Source organism: bacterium (assembly GCA_016124905.1).
GTDB lineage: Bacteria > Pseudomonadota > Alphaproteobacteria > Rickettsiales > RI-342 > RI-342.
Genome location: WGMV01000010.1, coordinates 1 through 17,748 on the forward strand (window position 1 = coordinate 1; position 17,748 = coordinate 17,748).

General features: G+C 56.9%; 19 protein-coding genes and 1 tRNA gene. 4 read left to right on the plus strand and 16 right to left on the minus strand.

The features are described from left to right. Positions 1–1,451: 1,451 nt before the first annotated feature. From rnhA to GC177_03435, 9 genes are read right to left on the minus strand one after another with little or no spacing between them, the layout of a single operon-like run. Complete coding sequence (gene rnhA / locus GC177_03395; protein MBI1274999.1) at positions 1,452–1,907, minus strand: ribonuclease HI; 456 nt, start codon at positions 1,905–1,907, stop codon at positions 1,452–1,454. Further along, entirely contained in the window at positions 1,894–2,841 is a 948-nt protein-coding gene (thrB, locus tag GC177_03400) for a homoserine kinase (GenBank protein MBI1275000.1), read from the minus strand. The genes rnhA and thrB overlap by 14 nt, the downstream gene beginning before the upstream one ends. A 19-nt stretch (positions 2,842–2,860) precedes the next feature. Next, on the minus strand, positions 2,861–3,595 hold the full coding sequence (locus GC177_03405; protein ID MBI1275001.1) for an SDR family NAD(P)-dependent oxidoreductase: 735 nt from the start codon (positions 3,593–3,595) through the stop codon (positions 2,861–2,863). Further along, positions 3,513–5,006 (minus strand): amidophosphoribosyltransferase, encoded by a 1,494-nt coding sequence (locus GC177_03410; protein MBI1275002.1) that lies wholly within the window; start codon positions 5,004–5,006, stop codon positions 3,513–3,515. The genes GC177_03405 and GC177_03410 overlap by 83 nt, the downstream gene beginning before the upstream one ends. Further along, positions 5,003–6,058, minus strand: coding sequence for a hypothetical protein (locus GC177_03415; GenBank protein MBI1275003.1), 1,056 nt, complete (start codon positions 6,056–6,058; stop codon positions 5,003–5,005). The genes GC177_03410 and GC177_03415 overlap by 4 nt, the downstream gene beginning before the upstream one ends. Positions 6,059–6,077: 19 nt before the next feature. Then, a complete protein-coding gene (locus tag GC177_03420; protein MBI1275004.1) occupies positions 6,078–6,638 on the minus strand; it encodes a hypothetical protein in 561 nt (186 codons plus the stop codon). Positions 6,639–6,672: 34 nt separating this feature from the next. Continuing rightward, on the minus strand, positions 6,673–7,665 hold the full coding sequence (locus GC177_03425) for a hypothetical protein (protein ID MBI1275005.1): 993 nt from the start codon (positions 7,663–7,665) through the stop codon (positions 6,673–6,675). Between the two features lie 54 nt (positions 7,666–7,719). After that, positions 7,720–8,205 (minus strand): outer membrane protein assembly factor BamE, encoded by a 486-nt coding sequence (bamE, locus tag GC177_03430; protein ID MBI1275006.1) that lies wholly within the window; start codon positions 8,203–8,205, stop codon positions 7,720–7,722. Next, positions 8,186–9,331, minus strand: coding sequence for a 2-dehydropantoate 2-reductase (locus GC177_03435; GenBank protein MBI1275007.1), 1,146 nt, complete (start codon positions 9,329–9,331; stop codon positions 8,186–8,188). The genes bamE and GC177_03435 overlap by 20 nt, the downstream gene beginning before the upstream one ends. Between GC177_03435 and GC177_03440 the strand changes: the two genes are divergently transcribed. The 3 genes from GC177_03440 to GC177_03450 all read left to right on the plus strand — a co-directional run bounded on the left by GC177_03440 (position 9,304) and on the right by GC177_03450 (position 11,619). Further along, positions 9,304–9,380 (plus strand) — tRNA-Arg (locus GC177_03440). The two genes, GC177_03435 and GC177_03440, sit on opposite strands and share 28 nt — an antisense overlap. 92 nt (positions 9,381–9,472) lie before the next feature. Then, positions 9,473–10,828 carry an oxygen-independent coproporphyrinogen III oxidase gene (hemN, locus tag GC177_03445; protein ID MBI1275008.1) on the plus strand — a complete coding sequence of 452 codons (1,356 nt, stop codon included), beginning with the start codon at positions 9,473–9,475 and terminating at the stop codon, positions 10,826–10,828. A gap of 59 nt (positions 10,829–10,887) precedes the next feature. Continuing rightward, positions 10,888–11,619: a cyclic nucleotide-binding domain-containing protein gene (locus GC177_03450; GenBank protein MBI1275009.1), complete on the plus strand. Its 732-nt coding sequence runs from the start codon at positions 10,888–10,890 to the stop codon at positions 11,617–11,619. A 3-nt stretch (positions 11,620–11,622) separates the two neighbouring features. Here the strand turns inward: GC177_03450 and GC177_03455 are convergent, their stop codons facing one another. From GC177_03455 to GC177_03470, 4 genes are all read right to left on the minus strand, one after another. After that, the gene (locus GC177_03455; GenBank protein ID MBI1275010.1) at positions 11,623–12,915 is read right to left on the minus strand and encodes a hypothetical protein; all 1,293 of its coding nucleotides are present in this window, start codon (positions 12,913–12,915) and stop codon (positions 11,623–11,625) included. After that, a complete protein-coding gene (locus GC177_03460) occupies positions 12,890–13,417 on the minus strand; it encodes a PAS domain-containing protein (protein MBI1275011.1) in 528 nt (175 codons plus the stop codon). Before GC177_03460 ends, GC177_03455 begins: the two co-directional genes overlap by 26 nt. 50 nt (positions 13,418–13,467) lie before the next feature. Then, positions 13,468–13,716, minus strand: a complete 249-nt coding sequence (locus tag GC177_03465; protein ID MBI1275012.1) for a hypothetical protein — start codon at positions 13,714–13,716, stop codon at positions 13,468–13,470. A 196-nt stretch (positions 13,717–13,912) separates the two neighbouring features. Then, positions 13,913–14,521 (minus strand): outer membrane beta-barrel protein, encoded by a 609-nt coding sequence (locus GC177_03470; protein ID MBI1275013.1) that lies wholly within the window; start codon positions 14,519–14,521, stop codon positions 13,913–13,915. 123 nt (positions 14,522–14,644) lie between these two features. Between GC177_03470 and GC177_03475 the strand changes: the two genes are divergently transcribed. Continuing rightward, the gene (locus GC177_03475) at positions 14,645–14,887 is read left to right on the plus strand and encodes a DUF465 domain-containing protein (protein MBI1275014.1); all 243 of its coding nucleotides are present in this window, start codon (positions 14,645–14,647) and stop codon (positions 14,885–14,887) included. A 24-nt stretch (positions 14,888–14,911) separates the two neighbouring features. Here the strand turns inward: GC177_03475 and ccoS are convergent, their stop codons facing one another. Genes ccoS through GC177_03490 form a run of 3 tightly spaced genes read right to left on the minus strand, consistent with a single transcriptional unit; the run spans position 14,912 to position 17,745 of the window. Next, positions 14,912–15,085: a cbb3-type cytochrome oxidase assembly protein CcoS gene (gene ccoS / locus GC177_03480; protein ID MBI1275015.1), complete on the minus strand. Its 174-nt coding sequence runs from the start codon at positions 15,083–15,085 to the stop codon at positions 14,912–14,914. After that, a complete protein-coding gene (cadA, locus tag GC177_03485; protein MBI1275016.1) occupies positions 15,086–17,254 on the minus strand; it encodes a cadmium-translocating P-type ATPase in 2,169 nt (722 codons plus the stop codon). It lies immediately after the preceding gene. Beyond that, entirely contained in the window at positions 17,251–17,745 is a 495-nt protein-coding gene (locus GC177_03490) for a hypothetical protein (GenBank protein ID MBI1275017.1), read from the minus strand. The genes cadA and GC177_03490 overlap by 4 nt, the downstream gene beginning before the upstream one ends. Positions 17,746–17,748: the final 3 nt, after the last annotated feature.

Consider the following 17,748-nt stretch of genomic DNA (forward strand, 5'->3'; position numbering starts at 1 on the left):
GGCCGACATCATGCTACGCACCATGCAGACGGCGGATGCCGAGCGCGCCGATAGCGGCCTGCCGCCCGCCAGCTTCCAGATGCACGGCATGGAGAGTGTGTTCCATTATCTGCCGGAGAATGATCCGACCCGCCAGGCCATTCTGGCCTATGCCGAGCAGGGGCGTCTGATGTTCCAGGCGGAATATGCCGTTACGCCTCCTTATGACATCAACGGCCATATTACCGGCAACGGGTTGTCGTGGGATCAGGCCGTGTTTCCGGGCGATATCGCGACCAAGCCGCTGGTGGATGCCTCGCTGGATGCAGGTGTGCCGGTGAACATGCTGGTGCCGCCGCTCGAGTTTTATCAGGGCGCGAATGAAGAGGCTGCCTATGCGCAGTTTGCTGCCTATATGACGCAAGTGGCGCAATATGGTCTTTCGCACACTCCTCCGGTGGCCACCATTCCGACGCTGAACCCGAATGATCCGACGATTGATCATTCCACTTATCCGCTCAGCTATTTCCTGTTTGGCGACCAGATTGACAACGGCCTGACGGCTTCCGGTCGCGATGGCTGGTATGCCCGCTTCTGGCAGGAAAATGACGCCCTACGACAGCAGATGCTGAACACGCTGCCGGAGGGCTCGCTGCTGCGTGGCGATCTGCCGGCCAGCTATGCTGCCTCGCTGGATCAAAAGGTACAGCTGGATGCGGCGCTTGACCGTATGGGCATTCATCTGCGCGACCGCGTGTTCCTCGGCAATGATGGTATTTTTGCCCAAGTGGCAGACGGTCGCGTGGTGCCGACGACGGAAGCTGTGACGGCCTATTTCCAGGATCTGGCAAACCGTGGTTTCATTTCCATGGATAGCGACGCGGTGAAGCTTGCCATTCAGCTGCTGCCGGTCAATCCTTCGCTGGCTAGCGAATATACCGGCCGTGAAGCTGCGCCCGCAGCAGAGCCGGAAGTCGCTGCTGCCACGCTGGTGGCGCTGGATACAGATGCCAAACAGGCTGCGTTCAGTTGGCTTGCCTCCAATGTGAATTACATTCTTTCCGCCAGCGGCGTGAATGAGCGCTTGGCGCTGACCGCTGACGGCCAGGTGGATGTAACGGCGCTTGCCGCCATCTTGACGCATGACCCGATTGCCGGCCACAGCTATGCCCAGCAAATTGTGGACCATGTGAACGCCATTCAGCCGGGCTGGAGCTTGACCGATGGGCGTATCACCGCACCGGTTCAGGCGGCCAGTTATGAGCATGACCTTACGGTTTCCGTGTTCGGCCATGACATCACCATTCCCACGGGTACGGCTCTTTACGACGTTGCCAGCAACGTCTTCCAGACCGTGCCGGTTGTGGCACAAGCGTTGAACGTACAAACGGACGATATCCAACGCGCATAACAGCCTCTTTAGAGGTAAAGCCCTCCAGGCTTTTGGGGCGGTGCTTCGGCACCGCCCTTTTTTATTGGCTTTTTTTGCCGAAATCCTCGGCGGCGTTGGAGGCCAGCATGTCTGCCTCCTCGTTTTCTGGATGGCCGCTATGGCCTTTCACCCATTCCCAGGTGATGCGGTGACGTTTGGTTTCTTCCAGCAGTAATTGCCAGAGGTCGGCGTTTTTCACGGGTTTTTTGTCGGCGGTTCTCCAGCCGTTCTTCTGCCAGCCATGCACCCATTCGGTGATGCCCTTGCGTACGTACTGGCTGTCGGTCGTCAGGATGACAGTGCAGTCGCGTTTGAGGGCTTTCAAACCTTCGATGGCGGCCATGAGTTCCATGCGGTTGTTGGTGGTGTCCTTCTCGCCGCCACTCAGGGCTTTGCGATGCTCGCCAAAAACCAGCACAGCGCCCCAGCCGCCAGGGCCGGGATTGCCCTTGCAGGCGCCATCGGTGAAGATGTGGACGATGTCAGCGCTCTGCATAGTGTTTCCATTTCAGCCAGTATTCGATGGGGTCTTTTTTGGTGACCAGCACGCCTGCGGGCGTGTGCAGCCAGTCATAGGCGCGGGTAAGGAGGAAGCGCAGGGCCGCGCCGCGGCAAATGGTGTTGAAATGTTGCCATTCGGTTTCCGGCAAGGGGCCAGCGGCGCGGTAGGCCTGCATCAGCGCATCACCGCGCGCGGGCATGTAGCGGTGGTTGCCATCGAAGCACCAGGCGTTGAAAACGATTGCCAGATCGTAGAGGCAGCTGTCGCGGCAGGCAAAGTACCAGTCGATGATGCCGGAGATGCGGTTGCCCTGCCACAGGATGTTGTCGATGAACAGGTCGGCATGGATGATTGCGCTGGTGAGGTTTTGCGGCCAGTGCTGCTGCAGGAAAGAGAGTTCCAGCCGGAGCATGACGTTGAGGCCGGGGATGATGCTGTCGGCATGGGGTAGAAGGTTTTCGGCGAGTTGTTGCCAGCCGGAGAGGCTGAGGTCGTTCGCGCGGTTGAGTTGCGGGAGCTTCTGGCCTGCGAGGTGGAGCTTGGCGAGTGTGACGCCAAGCTCGGCCATGTGCGCGGGTGTAATATCGTCCAGGCTTTTGATATCGCTGCCTGGCAGGCAGTTGACGATGCAGGTGGCTTTGCCGTTGAGCTGATGGATGGGGGTGCCGTTGTCCGATTGTTCGGGGCGTGGCACCGGGAGGTTCTGGCCGGCGAAGCCCTGCATGACCTCCATGAAGAAGGGAAGTTCGGCGGGCTGGATGCGTTTCTCGAACAGGGTGAGGACGTAACGGCCGGTATCGGTGGTGAGGTAGAAATTGGAATTCTCGATGCCCTGGGCGATGTCCTCGATCAATTGCAAGCTGCCGATGGTATAGTGTTTCAGCAGGTGTTGGGCTTCGGCTTTGCTGACAGGGGTGTAGACGGCCATGAGGTATTCTCTCCAGCCGTTATGCTAGCGCTTCCAGGAATTTGGGTACAGCGCTGGATGGGTGGGGCAGGGTGTCCAGCCCGATGCCAGGGAAGGCGACTTGATGCAGGCCGGTGCCCAGGGGGCCGGGGTCGATGAGGGAGACTCGCAGCGGGTATTTCTCGGTTTCGGATGCATAGCTCATGGCCAGCGCTTCCAGGCCTTTTTTGCTGCTGGCGTAGGTGCCCCAGAAGGCATCGTCCCGCGCCAGGCTGCAGGTGACGAAGATGGCGCGGCCCGCTTCGGACTTGCGCAGAAGGGGATCAAGGCTGCGGATGAAGCGCATGTTGGCGGTGAGGTTGGTGTTCATCGTGCGTTCCCAATGCGCGGGCGGGATGTGGTGCGCAGGCGCCAAGGAGTGCATGCAGGCGGCGTTGGCGACGAAGCCGTCCAGCCTGCCGAAACGTTCAAACAACTGCGCGCCGAGCTGGTCGATCAGCGCGAACTGGGTGATGTCCATCGGCACCAGCGTGGCGGCTTCACCGCCTGCGGCCTGGATGGCATCGTCCAGTTTCTCCAGTTCCTTTTTGGTGCGGGCGATGGCCACTACATGCGCGCCCTGTTCGCCGCAGGCTTTGGCGATTTCAAAGCCCAGCCCACGCGAGGCGCCGGTGACGAGGATGATGCGGCCTTTAAGCACGTTTGGCCGCGCTGCGTTTGGCGATGACCTCGGGGGAGTCGCCGCAATTATTGCCGGCCAGGCCTTTTTCAAAATCGGTCAGGCGGATGGCGTAATCACCGGTGAAGCAGGCGTCGCAATATTGCGGGCCATCATTGTTGCGCTTCGCTTCGCCCATGGCGCGGTAGAGGCCGTCGATGGAGAGGAAGGCGAGCGAGTCCACGCCGATCATCTGGCGCATCTGTTCCACGGTGTAATTGGCAGCCATCAGCTCCTCGCGCGTGGGGGTGTTGACGCCATAGAAGCACGGGTGCGTCGTCGGCGGGCTGGCGATGCGCATGTGCACTTCCTTCGCACCGGCCTCGCGCACCATGGCGACGATCTTTTTGCTGGTGGTGCCGCGCACGATGGAATCATCCACCAATATCACCCGCTTGCCTGCGATGCTGGCGGGGTTGGCATTGTGCTTGAGCTTGACGCCAAGGTTGCGCACCTGCTGCGTGGGTTCGATGAAGGTGCGGCCGACATAGTGGTTACGGATGATGCCGAGATCGAACGGGATGCCGGAGGCATCGGCATAGCCGATGGCGGCGGGCACGCCGGAATCCGGCACAGGGACGACCACATCGGCATCGACGGGGTTTTCACGCGCCAGTTCCGCGCCGATCATCTTGCGGGATGCATAGACGCTTTTATCGTCCATCACCGAATCGGGGCGGGCGAAGTAGATGTATTCGAACACGCACTGGCGGGAGCCCACCTGCGTGAAAGGAAAGCTGGAATGCACGCCCTTGTCGTCGATGACGACCAGCTCACCCGGTTTGACATCACGGATCTTGCGCGCGCCGATGATGTCCAAACCGCATGTTTCGGATGACAGGATATAGGCGCCGTCCAGTTGACCGAGCACGAGGGGACGCACGCCGTGCGGGTCGCGCACGCCGATCATGGAGATGGGAGTGAGGCAGACGAGCGAATAAGCGCCTTCTACCTTGAGCAGGGTTTCGACCAGGCGGTCCTTCAGCGAGGTTTTCTTGCTGGTGGCAACCAGGTGAATGAGCACTTCGGAATCCATGGTGGACTGGAAGATGCTTCCCGTCTCAATCAATTGATTGCGCAGCAGGGTGCCGTTGGTAAGGTTGCCGTTATGGGCGATGGCAAAGCCGCCGAGGGCGAGTTCGGCATAGATGGGCTGCACGTTCCGGAGCACCGTTTCGCCGGTGGTGGAATAGCGCACATGGCCGATGGCGGCATCGCCGCGCAGCTGCGCCATCATGGATTCGTTAGTGAAATTATCGCCGACCAGACCAAGGGCCTTCAGGTTGGTGAATTTGCCCTCACGCGTGCAGGCCACGATGCCGGCAGCTTCCTGCCCGCGATGTTGAAGCGCGTGCAGGCCCAGCGCGACATGGGCGCTGGCGTCGTCGTGACGAAACACGCCGTAGACGCCGCATTCATCGCGAAAAGCGTCGGTCTCGTGCTGGATGTCTGGTTCGGTTTGCATCATTCGTTGGTGCCGGCAATGGGCGGAGGGGCGGAAACGGCAGGCGTTCCCTCGCTTGTCGCGGGCGATGTATGGCTGGTTTTGTTAAAAATGTAAATCAACTTTTCTTCCAGCTGGTTCAGCTCCGGCTCATCGGGCAGGGTGGGTTCCGCCGGGGCGGGGTTGTTGGGGTCCGGCTTGGTGGTAAGTTTCTTGTATTCCAGCTGCTTGTGCAGGCGTACGATGTTGATGAGGCGATTGGCGGCTTCCTGCGAGGGAAGGTTGGAAGGGCTGGTTTTATCGGTAACGGCGATGGGGGGCACATCGTCCATGATTTGACGCAGTTTCTTGCGGTCGGTATCGCTCAGGGCCGCGAAATCCGGCCGGATGAGAATGGCGGCGAGGAAATTCTGTTTATCCGACTTTGCTTTTTCCTCGGGATTGGTGGCGGCTTCCGGCGCTGGTTCGCCTTTTTTGCCCATGACGTCTTCTTTGACCTTCTGGCCGAGCTGCTGCATGTCCTCAGCAACGCTTGGGGCGCTGTCGGTCAGGATGCCTGCTGAGAGTTTCACCAGCCGTGCGGTGACGGCGTTTTTGATGGTATCGGGCTCATTGGCTTCCGACATGACGGTGGAAAACATCAGGTAAGCCAGGGCGACGAGGAACACGCCGCGAAAGGCGCCAAAGGCGACGCCCAGCGAGCGGTCCACCGAACCCAGATGCGTGGCGCGCACAAGGCGCACGATCAGCAGATTGAGAATGGAAAAGGAGATAAGGCTGACGATGAAGGTGCCGCCGATGGCCGCAGCCAGGGCCACGTTTTCGCTTTCCACGTTGGGGCGGATGATCTGGGCGACTTCCTTGTAGCAATAGAAGGTGATGATGGTGGATCCGATCCACCCTACCAGTGACAGAACCTCACGCACAAAACCCCGCAGCAGGCCGATGAGGGTGGAAAGTACGACCACCGTGATGACGGCGAAGTCAAAACCTGTGAATTGCAGCGCGGCTTCGGTAGCGGCAGGTTCCATGGCGAGCTCCGTTAGGAATATGCCCCCCCTCATACCGCCATGCATGGCTTGCGGCAAGGTGGAGCTACAGATTCTTATAGTCGCAATAGATGCAGTCTTCGCCGAAATGGTATTGTTTTATCATGTATTCCCGCAGGGTTTCCCTGGGCATGCCGTCTGCCCGGGCAAGGAGGAAGGCCAGGTGATCGGTGGGGTTAAAGCGGTTTTCGGTGGCGATTTGCTTCAAGATGCCGTCCATCCGGTCCATCATCACGCCGATATAGGCATAACGCGCGGGTGCGCCTGCCGGCTGGCTGGAAATGAAGAAACAGCAGGAGATTTCCTTGAGGTTGAGCTTGTCGGCGGCGGAGAGACTGTCGCGTTCCGCAAGGATGCGTTCATTGGTGTGGCGGTCGATGACCTCGTGCCGCTCCATGCGGGAATCATAGGGTTTGTTGACAATGGCGCCGTAGTTGGCCAGGGTTTTGCGGCAGGCGATCAGGCGTTCAAGATTTGAAACATAGATATGCGCAGACCCCAGCCGGACGAAATCAATGCCGACCATCGGGTAATCATGGCCCTGCTTGTATTCGTCCAGCTTGAAGGGTTCATGTTGGGATGGGTTGAGATTGTCCTGCCAAGCCATGATAGGGTTTTAGGCGGATTTGCTTAACTATTGGTTAGGCAGCTTTTCCGAGACCCTTCTCCAGGTCTTTTGTCGCGCCTTTGATAATCTCCAGTTCCGGCATTTCCGGTGTGACCTTGGCTTCTTGGGGTTTGGCGTCTTCTGGCTTGTTTTGAGGTTTTTGTTTTTCTTCTTCCGGGGAAAGGATTTTCGCAACGGCAACGAATGTGCCCAATGCTGCGGTAAGCGCCGTCAGCCCCGCCGCCACGGCATGAAGTCCCTTGGCACCTTTTGCCTGTTCAAGTGCCGCTAACGCCTTGGTGGTGCCCTGCAGGCCCGTTTGAAGGGCGGAGACGCCGACAGAGAATCCTTCTATCAATTGCTTGCCGGTGATGCGCTGGCGTTCCTTTTTTTCACTGGTATCGTGGTCTGTGGCCGTGGCTTCCGCTTCTGCTTCCGGTTCGACATCCATATCCGCCAGCAGGCGTTGCAGTTTGGACGAGAGGGAAGGCGGTTTGGGCGGATGGTTTATGCGGTCTTCACGAAAGGGTTGCAACAGCGAGTCAAACTGCTCATTGGTTTGCGATGCCGTTTGGCAATCTTTTCCAAATTTTCTGGTGTAGGCCACCAGATCGTGAATGGGCTCGATGGATTGCCCGTCCTGGCTCACCAGATAGGCTTGGCCTTGATCCACCAGAACCGTTTCCATGTACTGGTTATTGCCAATCAGGAATTCCACGTTGGAAGTGTTACCGAGGAGAGAAAAAGCGATTTCCGGCGGCATGCGGAAATTCATTTCCAGCTCCTGGCGGACCGAGGCATCCATGGGAGGTTGAGAACCCGGTTTATCCGCCCCGGTCTGCACCCATTGCATCAATGCGGGGATGGCCGTTACCAACCCACAGGGCTGGCCGGTGCCGGCGGCTTCGCCGATTGCTTCGAAAACAATGTTAAGGATTTGGCGCGATTGTTCCGTCGGGCAATGGCTCAATACTTCCAGAAAGGCCGAGCTAAGTGTATCCGCAATCGGTGATGTATTATTTACCATAATATGCCCTGCAATTTGACAGAGCATAGTTTAATTTATTAACTTTTCGGTTAATTAACGGCCGCCGGTCGGGATGCTGGAGCTGGCGGAGGCGGCATCCTTACCATCCTTGTTAAAGCGGCCGAAATTGCCGATGAGTTGCTCCATGGCGCTGAAGCGGTTGCCTTCGGACGGGGTTTCGCGTTTGACGACATCGATGTCGTTCATGTCGCTCAGGTTGCGTTTTTCGATTTTGCCGACCTTGCCCTCGCCGTCAAATTCCACGGTTACGACTTCGTGCTCTTCCACGGTTGGGTCCAACACGCTGACTTTGCGCGCTTTCTGGCCGATATAGTGCCAGCGCTCCACTTCAAAGTCCGAGCGAAGGGAGGGGCTGCCTAGAGTTTGCAGCACATCCGCCTGGGTGGATTCGCCCTGCTTGATTTTGCCGAGGGTGGCGTCATTGAAGATATAGCCGCGCTGGACCTCCTCGCCCGAGCAGGCGGCAAGGCACAGGCTGGCGATGAGGGCAATTCCGTATTTACGCATGGGCCATGGCATGATCCTGCTCCTTCGCTTCCTGACGGATGTCGATTTTCTGGCGCATGAGACCGTATAGCATATCCAGGCGGGGGGTGGCCAGCCTGTGACGTTTGGCCAGCTCCACCACGGCGCCGAGAATGGTTTCCAGCTCAAGGGTGGCGTCCTTTTCCCAGTCCTGCAGCATGGAGGTTTTGTGCGCGCCGAGCTTTTCAGCCACGCTCAGGCGCTCTTCCAGGTTGGTGAGGGCTGTAATGCCCATGCTTTCGGCCACCAGGCGGATCTCTTCCATGATACCGATGATGATGGGGCGGGTATTCGGGTCGGTCGCAATGCGGTTCATGGGGGCGCGGGTGATGACGCTGACGGGGTTGTAGGCGGCATTTCCCCACACTTTATGCCATACTTCGGCGCGAATATCGGCTTTCGCCTGCGCATCGATACCGGCGGCGGTCATGGCGTTCACCAGGGTTTCCAGCCGTGCGGAGGTGGGGGCAGCTGGTTCGCCAAACCGGTACCAGGACTCGAACCCCACATGGATGTGGCCGGGCCGTTCGATGCTGGAGGCAATGTTGGTCACGCAGCCGATGGCGCGTTCCGGCCCAAGTGTTTTCCAGATGCGCCCGCCTGGGTCCACGCTGTCCAGCCAGGGCTGGTTCCATGCGGGTTGCACACCGTAACCGTACCACCAAGGAATGCCGTTGACGATGCTGGAGACGGCGGTATCGGGCTTGAAAAGCGGCAAAAGGGACGGTGCGATATCCGGAATCAGGTGAGATTTGACGCCAAGCAGCACATAATCCGCCTTGGGAAGCTCTTCGGCCCTGTCGCTGGCGGCATGAATGGGCGCCTGCACGGTTTTGCCGTTTGCAATGGTCAGTTCCAGTCCTTGCCGCTGCATGGCCTGCAAATGGGCGCCCCGGCGGCCAAGCACGCTGACACGGTGCCCGTTAAGCGCCATTTTAGCGGCGATATAGCCACCCACCGCACCCGCGCCAACCACGCATATGTCCAAAATCCGTTCACTCATTCGCCCTACATAGTGCCAATGGCGGCCTTGGCCAAGGCTTTTTGCGCTTGCCTTTTTGGCAAACCATCGTAAATAAGACACCCCTGTGCGCACCCATAGCTCAACTGGATAGAGCATCTGACTACGGATCAGAAGGTTAGGAGTTCGAATCTCTTTGGGTGCGCCAGCGTTTAGCCGGGCATGCCCGGCTTTTTTATTGCCGGAGCAGATTGACCAAGGTCAAGGCCGACGGGGGCGATAAAGCTTAGCCTTTGCCTCATGACACATAACGGATCATCCCTTTCATTGCTGGCGCATGCCAGGCAGGTGCCGCGTTACACCAGCTACCCCACGGCGCCACATTTCGTGCCTATGGGTGCGCAAACCCATGCGGATTGGCTGGGCAGGCTCGGTCCCGATCCCGTATCGCTTTACGTGCATGTGCCTTATTGCAAACAGCTTTGCTGGTTTTGTGGCTGCAATACGAAAATCACGGAGCGCTATGCCCCGGTTGAAGATTATCTGCATGTGATGAAACGTGAGATGCGGCTGGTGGCGGATGCAATCGGCAGGCGGCAGCCTGTTTCTCATCTGCATTTCGGCGGTGGATCGCCCACCATGCTGACGCCGGATGATTTTGCCCGTTGCATGGGGTGGATAAGGGAATGTTTTGACCTGGTGCCAGCCGTGGAAATTGCGGTGGAGGCAGATCCGCGCGGTATGACGGAAGCCAAAATCGCGGCTTATGCCAAGGCCGGTGTCAACCGCATCAGCCTGGGCGTGCAGGACTTTGAGGTGGAGGTGCAGCAGGCGATCCATCGTGTGCAGTCCTTTTCCACCATTTATGATGCCGTGCGGCTTTGCCGTGATTACGGCATTGAGCATATCAGTTTCGATCTGATGTACGGCCTGCCCCGGCAAACACCCAACAGTATGCGCAGAAGCATTGAATTCGCTCTATTGTTGAATCCAAACCGGATATCGCTGTTCGGCTATGCGCATGTGCCATGGAAGAAGAAAAACATGCGCCTGATCAAGGACGAGGAACTGCCCGATGAGGCGTTGCGCCTGGCATTATTTGAACAGTCGGCCCATCTGCTGGCGGAAGCAGGTTATGCGCAGATAGGGCTCGACCATTTTGCGCTGCCAGGGGACGAGATGGCGGCTGCGGTGAAGGCAAAAACACTTCGCCGGAATTTTCAAGGCTACACGACCGATAAGGCCGATACGCTCATCGGCCTTGGTGCTTCCGCCATCAGCAGTTTTGAACTGGGCTATGTCCAGAATAATCCGCTGACGGATCAATATGAAAAGGCGGTGATGCATGGCAGGTTTGCGACCGCCAAAGGCGTGACCCTCACCGATGATGATCGCCTGCGTCGACGAATCATTGAGCAGCTGATGTGCTATTTTGAAGCGGATGTGAATGGTTTATGCGCTGGGCTGCGTATGCCAGCGGCCATGTTTGATGAGGTATTTACGATGCTGAAGCCTTTGGAGGCGGATGGTTTTGTTTCTATCCAGAACGGCCATGTACGTGTTAATGCCGATTATCCGCAGGCCGTCAGGCTGGTGAGCGCGGCATTCGATAGATACTTCATACCGGAACAGAAACTTTACAGCCGCGTGGCTTAAGTCGCTGGTATGCTGATATTTTATATGTTATGGCTAGCCCGTTTTAAACGGGTGAGGCCATGGCATTAGCTAAACCGACCAGTACCAGTATTTTTGAGGAACATGCGCTTTTCAAAGGCCATCCCGGCGCATGGAAGCATATGGCGCCGCTCATGCGGACCCGTCATTTTCGTAAGGACGATGCCATTCTTTGTCATGGCGACAAGGCGGATAATCTGTGGGTTGTGGTCAGCGGCTGGCTCAAGCTTACACGGCAAACGCCGGATGGGAAGGAAACCATCATCGGGCTGTGCACCGACGGCGATATTCTTGGCGAGGCAGCGCTTTTCGCCCATGCGCAATATCCCTACCATGCGGAGGTGCTGGGAGCCGAAGCCACGGTGGTGGTGCTTCCGGCCGATGTGGTGCGCAATCTGGTGAAGGAGGACAGTTCCTTTTCCGCCAGCATCATGCACCTGCTGAATGAGCGGATGTTTCAGGCGCAACTGAAGCTTGAACATATGAGCACCATGTCCGCCGCGCAACGGCTGGGCTGTTTTCTGCTGCGCCTGTGCCATAGCCAGGAACATGGCAGCCGTGAGCTTGATATACCCGTGGAAAAACATATTCTGGCGGCGTTTCTCGGCATGAAGCCGGAGACGCTTTCCCGCAGTCAGCAGCAGCTGAAAGAGGCGGGGGTGGTGGTTAAAGGCCAGCATATTGTTATCAATAACATCACGGCATTGCGGCAGTATGTCTGCAATAGCTGTTCAGAATCCGGCGCGTGCGATGCCGAAGCGGATGATGAATAATTCCTAAGCCGCCGCGCCGAGGCTTTCGATGAAGCGGGTGATGTTGCTGTTTAGCGCGTTGGAAGCACCCGACAGGGTGGTGGAGGATGTGCTCACCAGTTGAGCGGCTTCCTTGGACTGGGCAGCCGATTTTGTTACCGCTTCCACGGATGCCGAGAACTGGCGCGCGGCATCGGTTGTGGCCTGAAGGTTGCTGGATATTTCCTGCGAGGTGGCCGTCTGTTCTTCCACGGCGGAGGCGATGACGCAGGATACCTGGCTCAAGCCGCCCAGGCGGTCCAGTATGTGCGATATGGTTTCGCTGGTCTGGGCGATCTGTTCCTGAATCTGGTTGGTGTATTGCTCCACTTCGGAGGTGGCCTGGGTGGTGCGGGTAGCAAGATCTTTGACCTCGGAAGCCACCACGGCGAACCCTTTGCCGGCTTCGCCCGCATGCTGGGCTTCAATGGTGGCGTTCAATGCCAGCAGCGTTACCTGGGAAGCAATGCCGGTGATGAATTTGGTAATCTCCCCGATGCGGCTGGAACTGTTCATCAGGTTTTGAATGACGGCGCGCGTACGTTCGCCTTCCGCCACCACTTCGCGCGAGAGATCGTTGGCGTGATTTACCTGATAGCTGATTTCCCGAACGGCTGTTGCCATGGCATCCATGGCTGTGGCGATGTTGCCCATCTTCTCCAATGTAATGGTGCTGGAATGGGAGAGCGATACGGCCTGCACGTCGTTTTGCCGTGCAACCTCACTCAGCGAATTCGAGGTGTTCATCAGTTGTGTAATCGAATTATTGAGCATGGCGATGGTTTGCATCACGCTTTGTTCCAGCCTGGCGCCCGCATCTTTGGCGGTTGCGATGAGATTTTGCCGGACCTTGTGTGATGAACTGTTCAATCCTTCCGACGCCTGTTTCCATGTGCCGCTCAAGCCGGTTGTCATGATGTTGCGGTAGAAAAGGCCGCGCGCCGCATGTTCAGCGCTTGCACCGGATTCACGGATGTAGGCATCCGCCACATCGATAAAACGATTGACTGCATAGACAAGCGAGCGCATTTCGCCTTGGGATGCAGGCAGTATGATGCGTTGTTCAAGGTTGCCTGTGGCGCATTGATTGGCAATGCGGGTGATCTGGCGGATTTCCCGCTGATGAAGCGATGAAAAATAGAGGGCTAGCGTAAGAAGCGCCAGAATAACGCCGTGTATGGCAAAGAGATAAGTATGCATTAAAAATGTAGAGAGCTCCAACCCTATGCTGAGGCTCGTGCAGAGCATGAATCTAGAGGGATAAGATAATTTCGTCATAATTGCCGCCCTGTTCTTTTACCCATGTCTGCATCGCCTCATAGGATGCGTTCAGTCCCGCGGTTGTTGTGCCGTGCTGTTTTTCAATTTCCAGGAGTTGACCGTAGAGGGATTGAACTTTCGTTACAGTTTCCGGGTTTGGACGACGCCGATTGGAATGGTACCCCACGATATTACCCGCCGAGTCATAGCTTGGGGTAACATGCGCCATAACCCAATAATGATCGCCATTTTTGCAGCGGTTCACCACATATGCGAAAATTTCATTACCGGTTTTTATACGTTCCCACAAAAGACGGAAAACGCATTTTGGCATCCGTGGGTGTCGAATAAGATTGTGAGGCTTGCCCAGAACTTCTTCAAGTTCATAACCCGCAATGCGGAGGAACACATCGTTGGCATAGGTGATGATGCCACGGTTATCTGTTTTGCTGACAATGAACTCATCTTCGTCGAAATGTCGTTCTATGCCGGTTAGTTGAAATGTGCGGTTGGTATTCATGCTTCCTATTGTAATTTAAAGAGGAAAGCGTGCTTTGATCTATGTCAAATTTATGACACTGAAAAAACGTGATTTAAGGCCTGGATCATCTGTTCCTGGCTGGTCGGCTGGTTGAACCAGGATGGCATAAGGGGGTATTGGATTTCCGCTATGATACGGCACGAGGCGTCGGGGGTGAGTATAGAATGCAGCCATGCCATGTCGCCGGGGCTGCCGATAAGCACCAGCCTGTCAAACTGCTGAAGGTGCATGGCGTCCTCCATTCTGTTTTGAAAATCAGCAATGGTAGGGAAGACCATTGTGTTTTCTTTAACGGGTATGGGGACCAGGCCTGAGGATTTTTGATTGAACAAGGAAATGCGTCCTTCGCATGCGGCAATGACCCATATACGCGAAGTGTTGGCGCACCCAGCCTCTGAACAGCATTCGGAGCAAGCTTTCTCAAGCTTGCTCCTCTTGCCTTTGTAGGAATGGATGTCCTGACAGTTGGACATATCAGAACCGGTAGCCGATACCCACGCCGATGAGCCAGGGATCGATATCCACATCAGCCACTACGGCGCCGCCGTTGAATTTGGCGGTGGTGTCAATGAAGACCTTCTTCACGTCGACGTTGAAATACAGGTTGTTTTGAATCGGAATATCCACGCCGACCTGCAGCGCGCCGCCGAAGCTGTTATCGTAATCGACGGAAGAAAGGGTGCCTGGGTCTTCGTTATAAAACATGGTGTAGTTGATGCCGGCGCCAACATAGGGCTTGAAGCTCTCGAAATTGGTGAAGTGGTATTGCAGCGTCAGCGTGGGTGGAAGAAGCCAGGCGCTTCCGACATCGGTGCCGCTGGTGGTTTTGACATTGTGCTTGGTGGTGGCCAGGATGAGTTCGGCGGCAATATTAGGCGTGAAGAAATAGGAGAAGTCCACCTCGGGCACCACGCTGTTATCCACATCCACTTCGCCCCCGATGTTGAGGGTGCTGTTTTCATCGGGTACCACGCCAAGTGCACGAGCGCGAATCATCCAATTGCCGTCATACTGGCCGGAAGCGGCCATCGCGCTGCCTGCGGAGAGGATGGTCAATAACGAAGCGGTCAGTAGTTTCCTCATGGGTAGGTCCTTTATCAAAGAATGTTTCATCCTTTGTAATTCCAGGCGATGATGTGCATCTTGACCTGTATCAAGCTGACATGGCGCCGGGCGGGTATCATGATGGAAGAAAAAGGAGGAACCATGAGTCTGGATCAACATAGCCTTGTGCAGGAATTTCCCGAGTTTAAGGAACGTATTCACCTGCTAAAGCAGAATGACGGCCATTTTTCCCGTCTTTTTGCGGATTATGACCGGGTGGAGCATACCATTCACCGCATTGAAGCTGAAAATGAAGCCGCGGGTGACGAGCGCATGGAACAGCTCAAGAAAGAGCGACTGCGCCTCAAGGACGAATTATATGCCATGCTGAAAGAAGCCGCCTAAGCATACAGGGGAGGCGGGCCGCGTTCAGACTTTAGGCCCGGGCGCGGCTTTTTCTTTTTCCTCTTCATCCTGCAATATGCGGTATGCTGCGCCGTCCAGATCTTCAAACTGACCGTTGCGCATGGCCCAGAAGAACCCGGCGAGCCCGGTCAGGCCAAGCCCGAATGCAATGGGAATGAGGTATATGAGGACATCCATCTAGACCTCCTTATGAAGATTCAGGCGCATGGCGTTGGCAATCACCAACAGAGACGAGCTGGACATGGCAATGGCCGCTACCAGCGGCGTTACCATGCCAGCCATGGCCAGCGGAATGGCAATGATGTTGTAGAGCACGGCCAGGATGAAATTTTCCTTCACCAGCACCTGAGACAGGCGGGCGATGTTCCATGCCGTCAGCACCGGTTGCAGCTTATCCCCCTGAAAGACGATATCGGCGGCATTTTGGGTAATGTCCATGGCGGTGGAGGGGGACATGGACACATGCGCGGAAGCAAGGGAAGGGGCATCGTTCAATCCATCGCCGACCATGAGCGTGCGGGCGCCCTGCTGCTTCATTTCCTCCAGGAAACGGCATTTCTCCACGGGTGAGAGGGCTGCTTCCGCATGGGCAATGCCAAGCTCGTCTGCAACCCGATGGACGATTTCCTCCCTGTCACCGGAAAGCAGGCTGGTGGCGATGCCCGCCTGATGGAGCCGTAGCACCACCGCTTTGGCATCGCTGCGCAGCCTGTCGTTAAAATGGAAGCATAGGGGCTTTTTCCCTTCCACGGAGAGCCATAATTGCATGGTCTGCGAGGTTTCGGCTTGCTTGACGCCACACCAGCTTTGTTTGCCGAGGCGCAGGGTTTTGCCTTTAGAGACGGCCTCCAACCCTGAACCGGGGACTTCCCGAACGGTCATGGCAAGCAGCGGGCCATCATAGGCCCGACAGACAGCGCGTGAGAGCGGATGCCTGCTGTGTGACGCAATAGAGGCGGCAAGCTGCAATGTTTTGGTGTCATACAGGTCCTCTTCCTGAAGTTCAGGATGGCCAACCGTGAGGGTGCCCGTTTTATCGAATACCACGTTGGTGATGCCGGCCAGGCGTTCCAGCGCGCTGCCGGATTTGATAAGAATGCCACGTCGCATCAGAATACCGCTGGCGAGGACCTGTACGACAGGAACCGCCAAACCCAGTGCGCAGGGGCAGGTGATGATGAGTACCGTGGCGGCATACAGCAGCGCCTGCTGCCAGGCGATGTGGCCGAATAAAAACCAGCCGAGAAAGGTGGCGGCTGCAAGCGCATGCACGGCGGGTGTGTACCAGTGGGAGATTTTATCGGCGATCGCCACATAGCGGGACTGCGACTGCTCGGCATGTTCCATCAGCCGGATGATCTCGGCCAGCAGGGATTGGCTGTTGGGTTTGGTAATCTGAATTTTCAGCGGGGCGGAGATATTCAGCGTGCCCGCGAATACCTGGCTGTGCTTTTGGGCTTTTACCGGTAATGTCTCGCCGGTAATGAGGCTGGTGTCGAGTTCGGACACGCCCTCGGTCACGATACCATCGGCACCGATTTTTTCCCCTGTGGCTACCAGCAGGGTCATTCCTTCCTGTAGATCCGACAGCAACATGGTGCGCGTTGTGCCATCGGCATTCAGGACGGTGGCGCGGCCAGCCATCATCTGCAGCAGGTCGCTGGCGGCGCTGCGCGCCTTGCCGCGGGCACGGGCATCGAGGTAACGCCCGATAAGCAGGAAGAAAAGAAGCATCACGCCGGAATCAAAATAGGCATGAAGGCCGTGCGTGACGGTTTCAAACAGGCTCATGGCGGTGGCAAGGATGACGGCAACCGAGATGGGCACATCCATGTTGGTGCGGCGGTCCTTCAGCGCGTTCCAGGCGGAGCGGTAAAAAGGAAGACCGGCATAGGCGATGGCCGGAATGGCGATTAGTGCTTGGATCCATTGGAACATGGTACGGGTGGCAACGCCCATTTCCACGCCATCCGACGTCCAGAGGGGGATGGAGAAGAGCATGAGGTTTCCGCTGGTAAAACCGGCCACGGCCAGGCAACGCAGCAGGAATTTCTCTTCCTTCTGTGAGAAGGTTTCCGACGTTTGCGGGTCAAACGGCACTGCCTGATAACCCATTCCCTGAATGAGGGCTATCCACTTCTCCGCCAGTTCGGCGGGGCCCTTCCAGGCGAGGTTCAGGCGTTTGGTGGAAAGGTTGAGGCGCGCCTGGGTTATGGCGGATTGTTTTTTCAGCGCGCCTTCAATGGCCGCCACGCAGGAAGGGCAATGCATGCCATCCACCAGCAGATTCAATGAATGGCCATGGTCGGCGGATGTTACGACAAAACGGCTGAGAGAGGGATTCATTCCACAACGAGCCTGATGGCGTGCTGGTAGGTTTCGTTGCCGCGATCGGCATATGCACGTAATTCCCACAACCCTTTTGCCGGGAACGTTATTGCGGAACTATAGGTACCAGCCGATATTTCCTTAAGCTCCACGGAGAAATCCATTCCATCCTGACTGGGGCGCATGATGGCAAGGTGGGTTCGCGCTTTGTCTATCGGCGAATCATTTCTGTCGGTAAGCCGTATGGTAACGGTTCCCTGAGAACCGGCTTGGGCCTTCCATTGTATTGTGCTTTTCCAACCGAGCCTGGCCTGTGCATCCGCAGCGGCCACCACTTTGTTATAGGCAAGGCCTTTTTCATAGGGATGGTCCGTGACGGTTCCGGTCTGGCTGGTGACGGCAAGCGTTACCATGGTGCCGTCGATCAGGACGAGAGCGAGGAAAAAAAGAACAAAATACCAGGGGATAATACGGTCACGCAACGGGGCTGTGCTGGACGGGGATTTCATGCA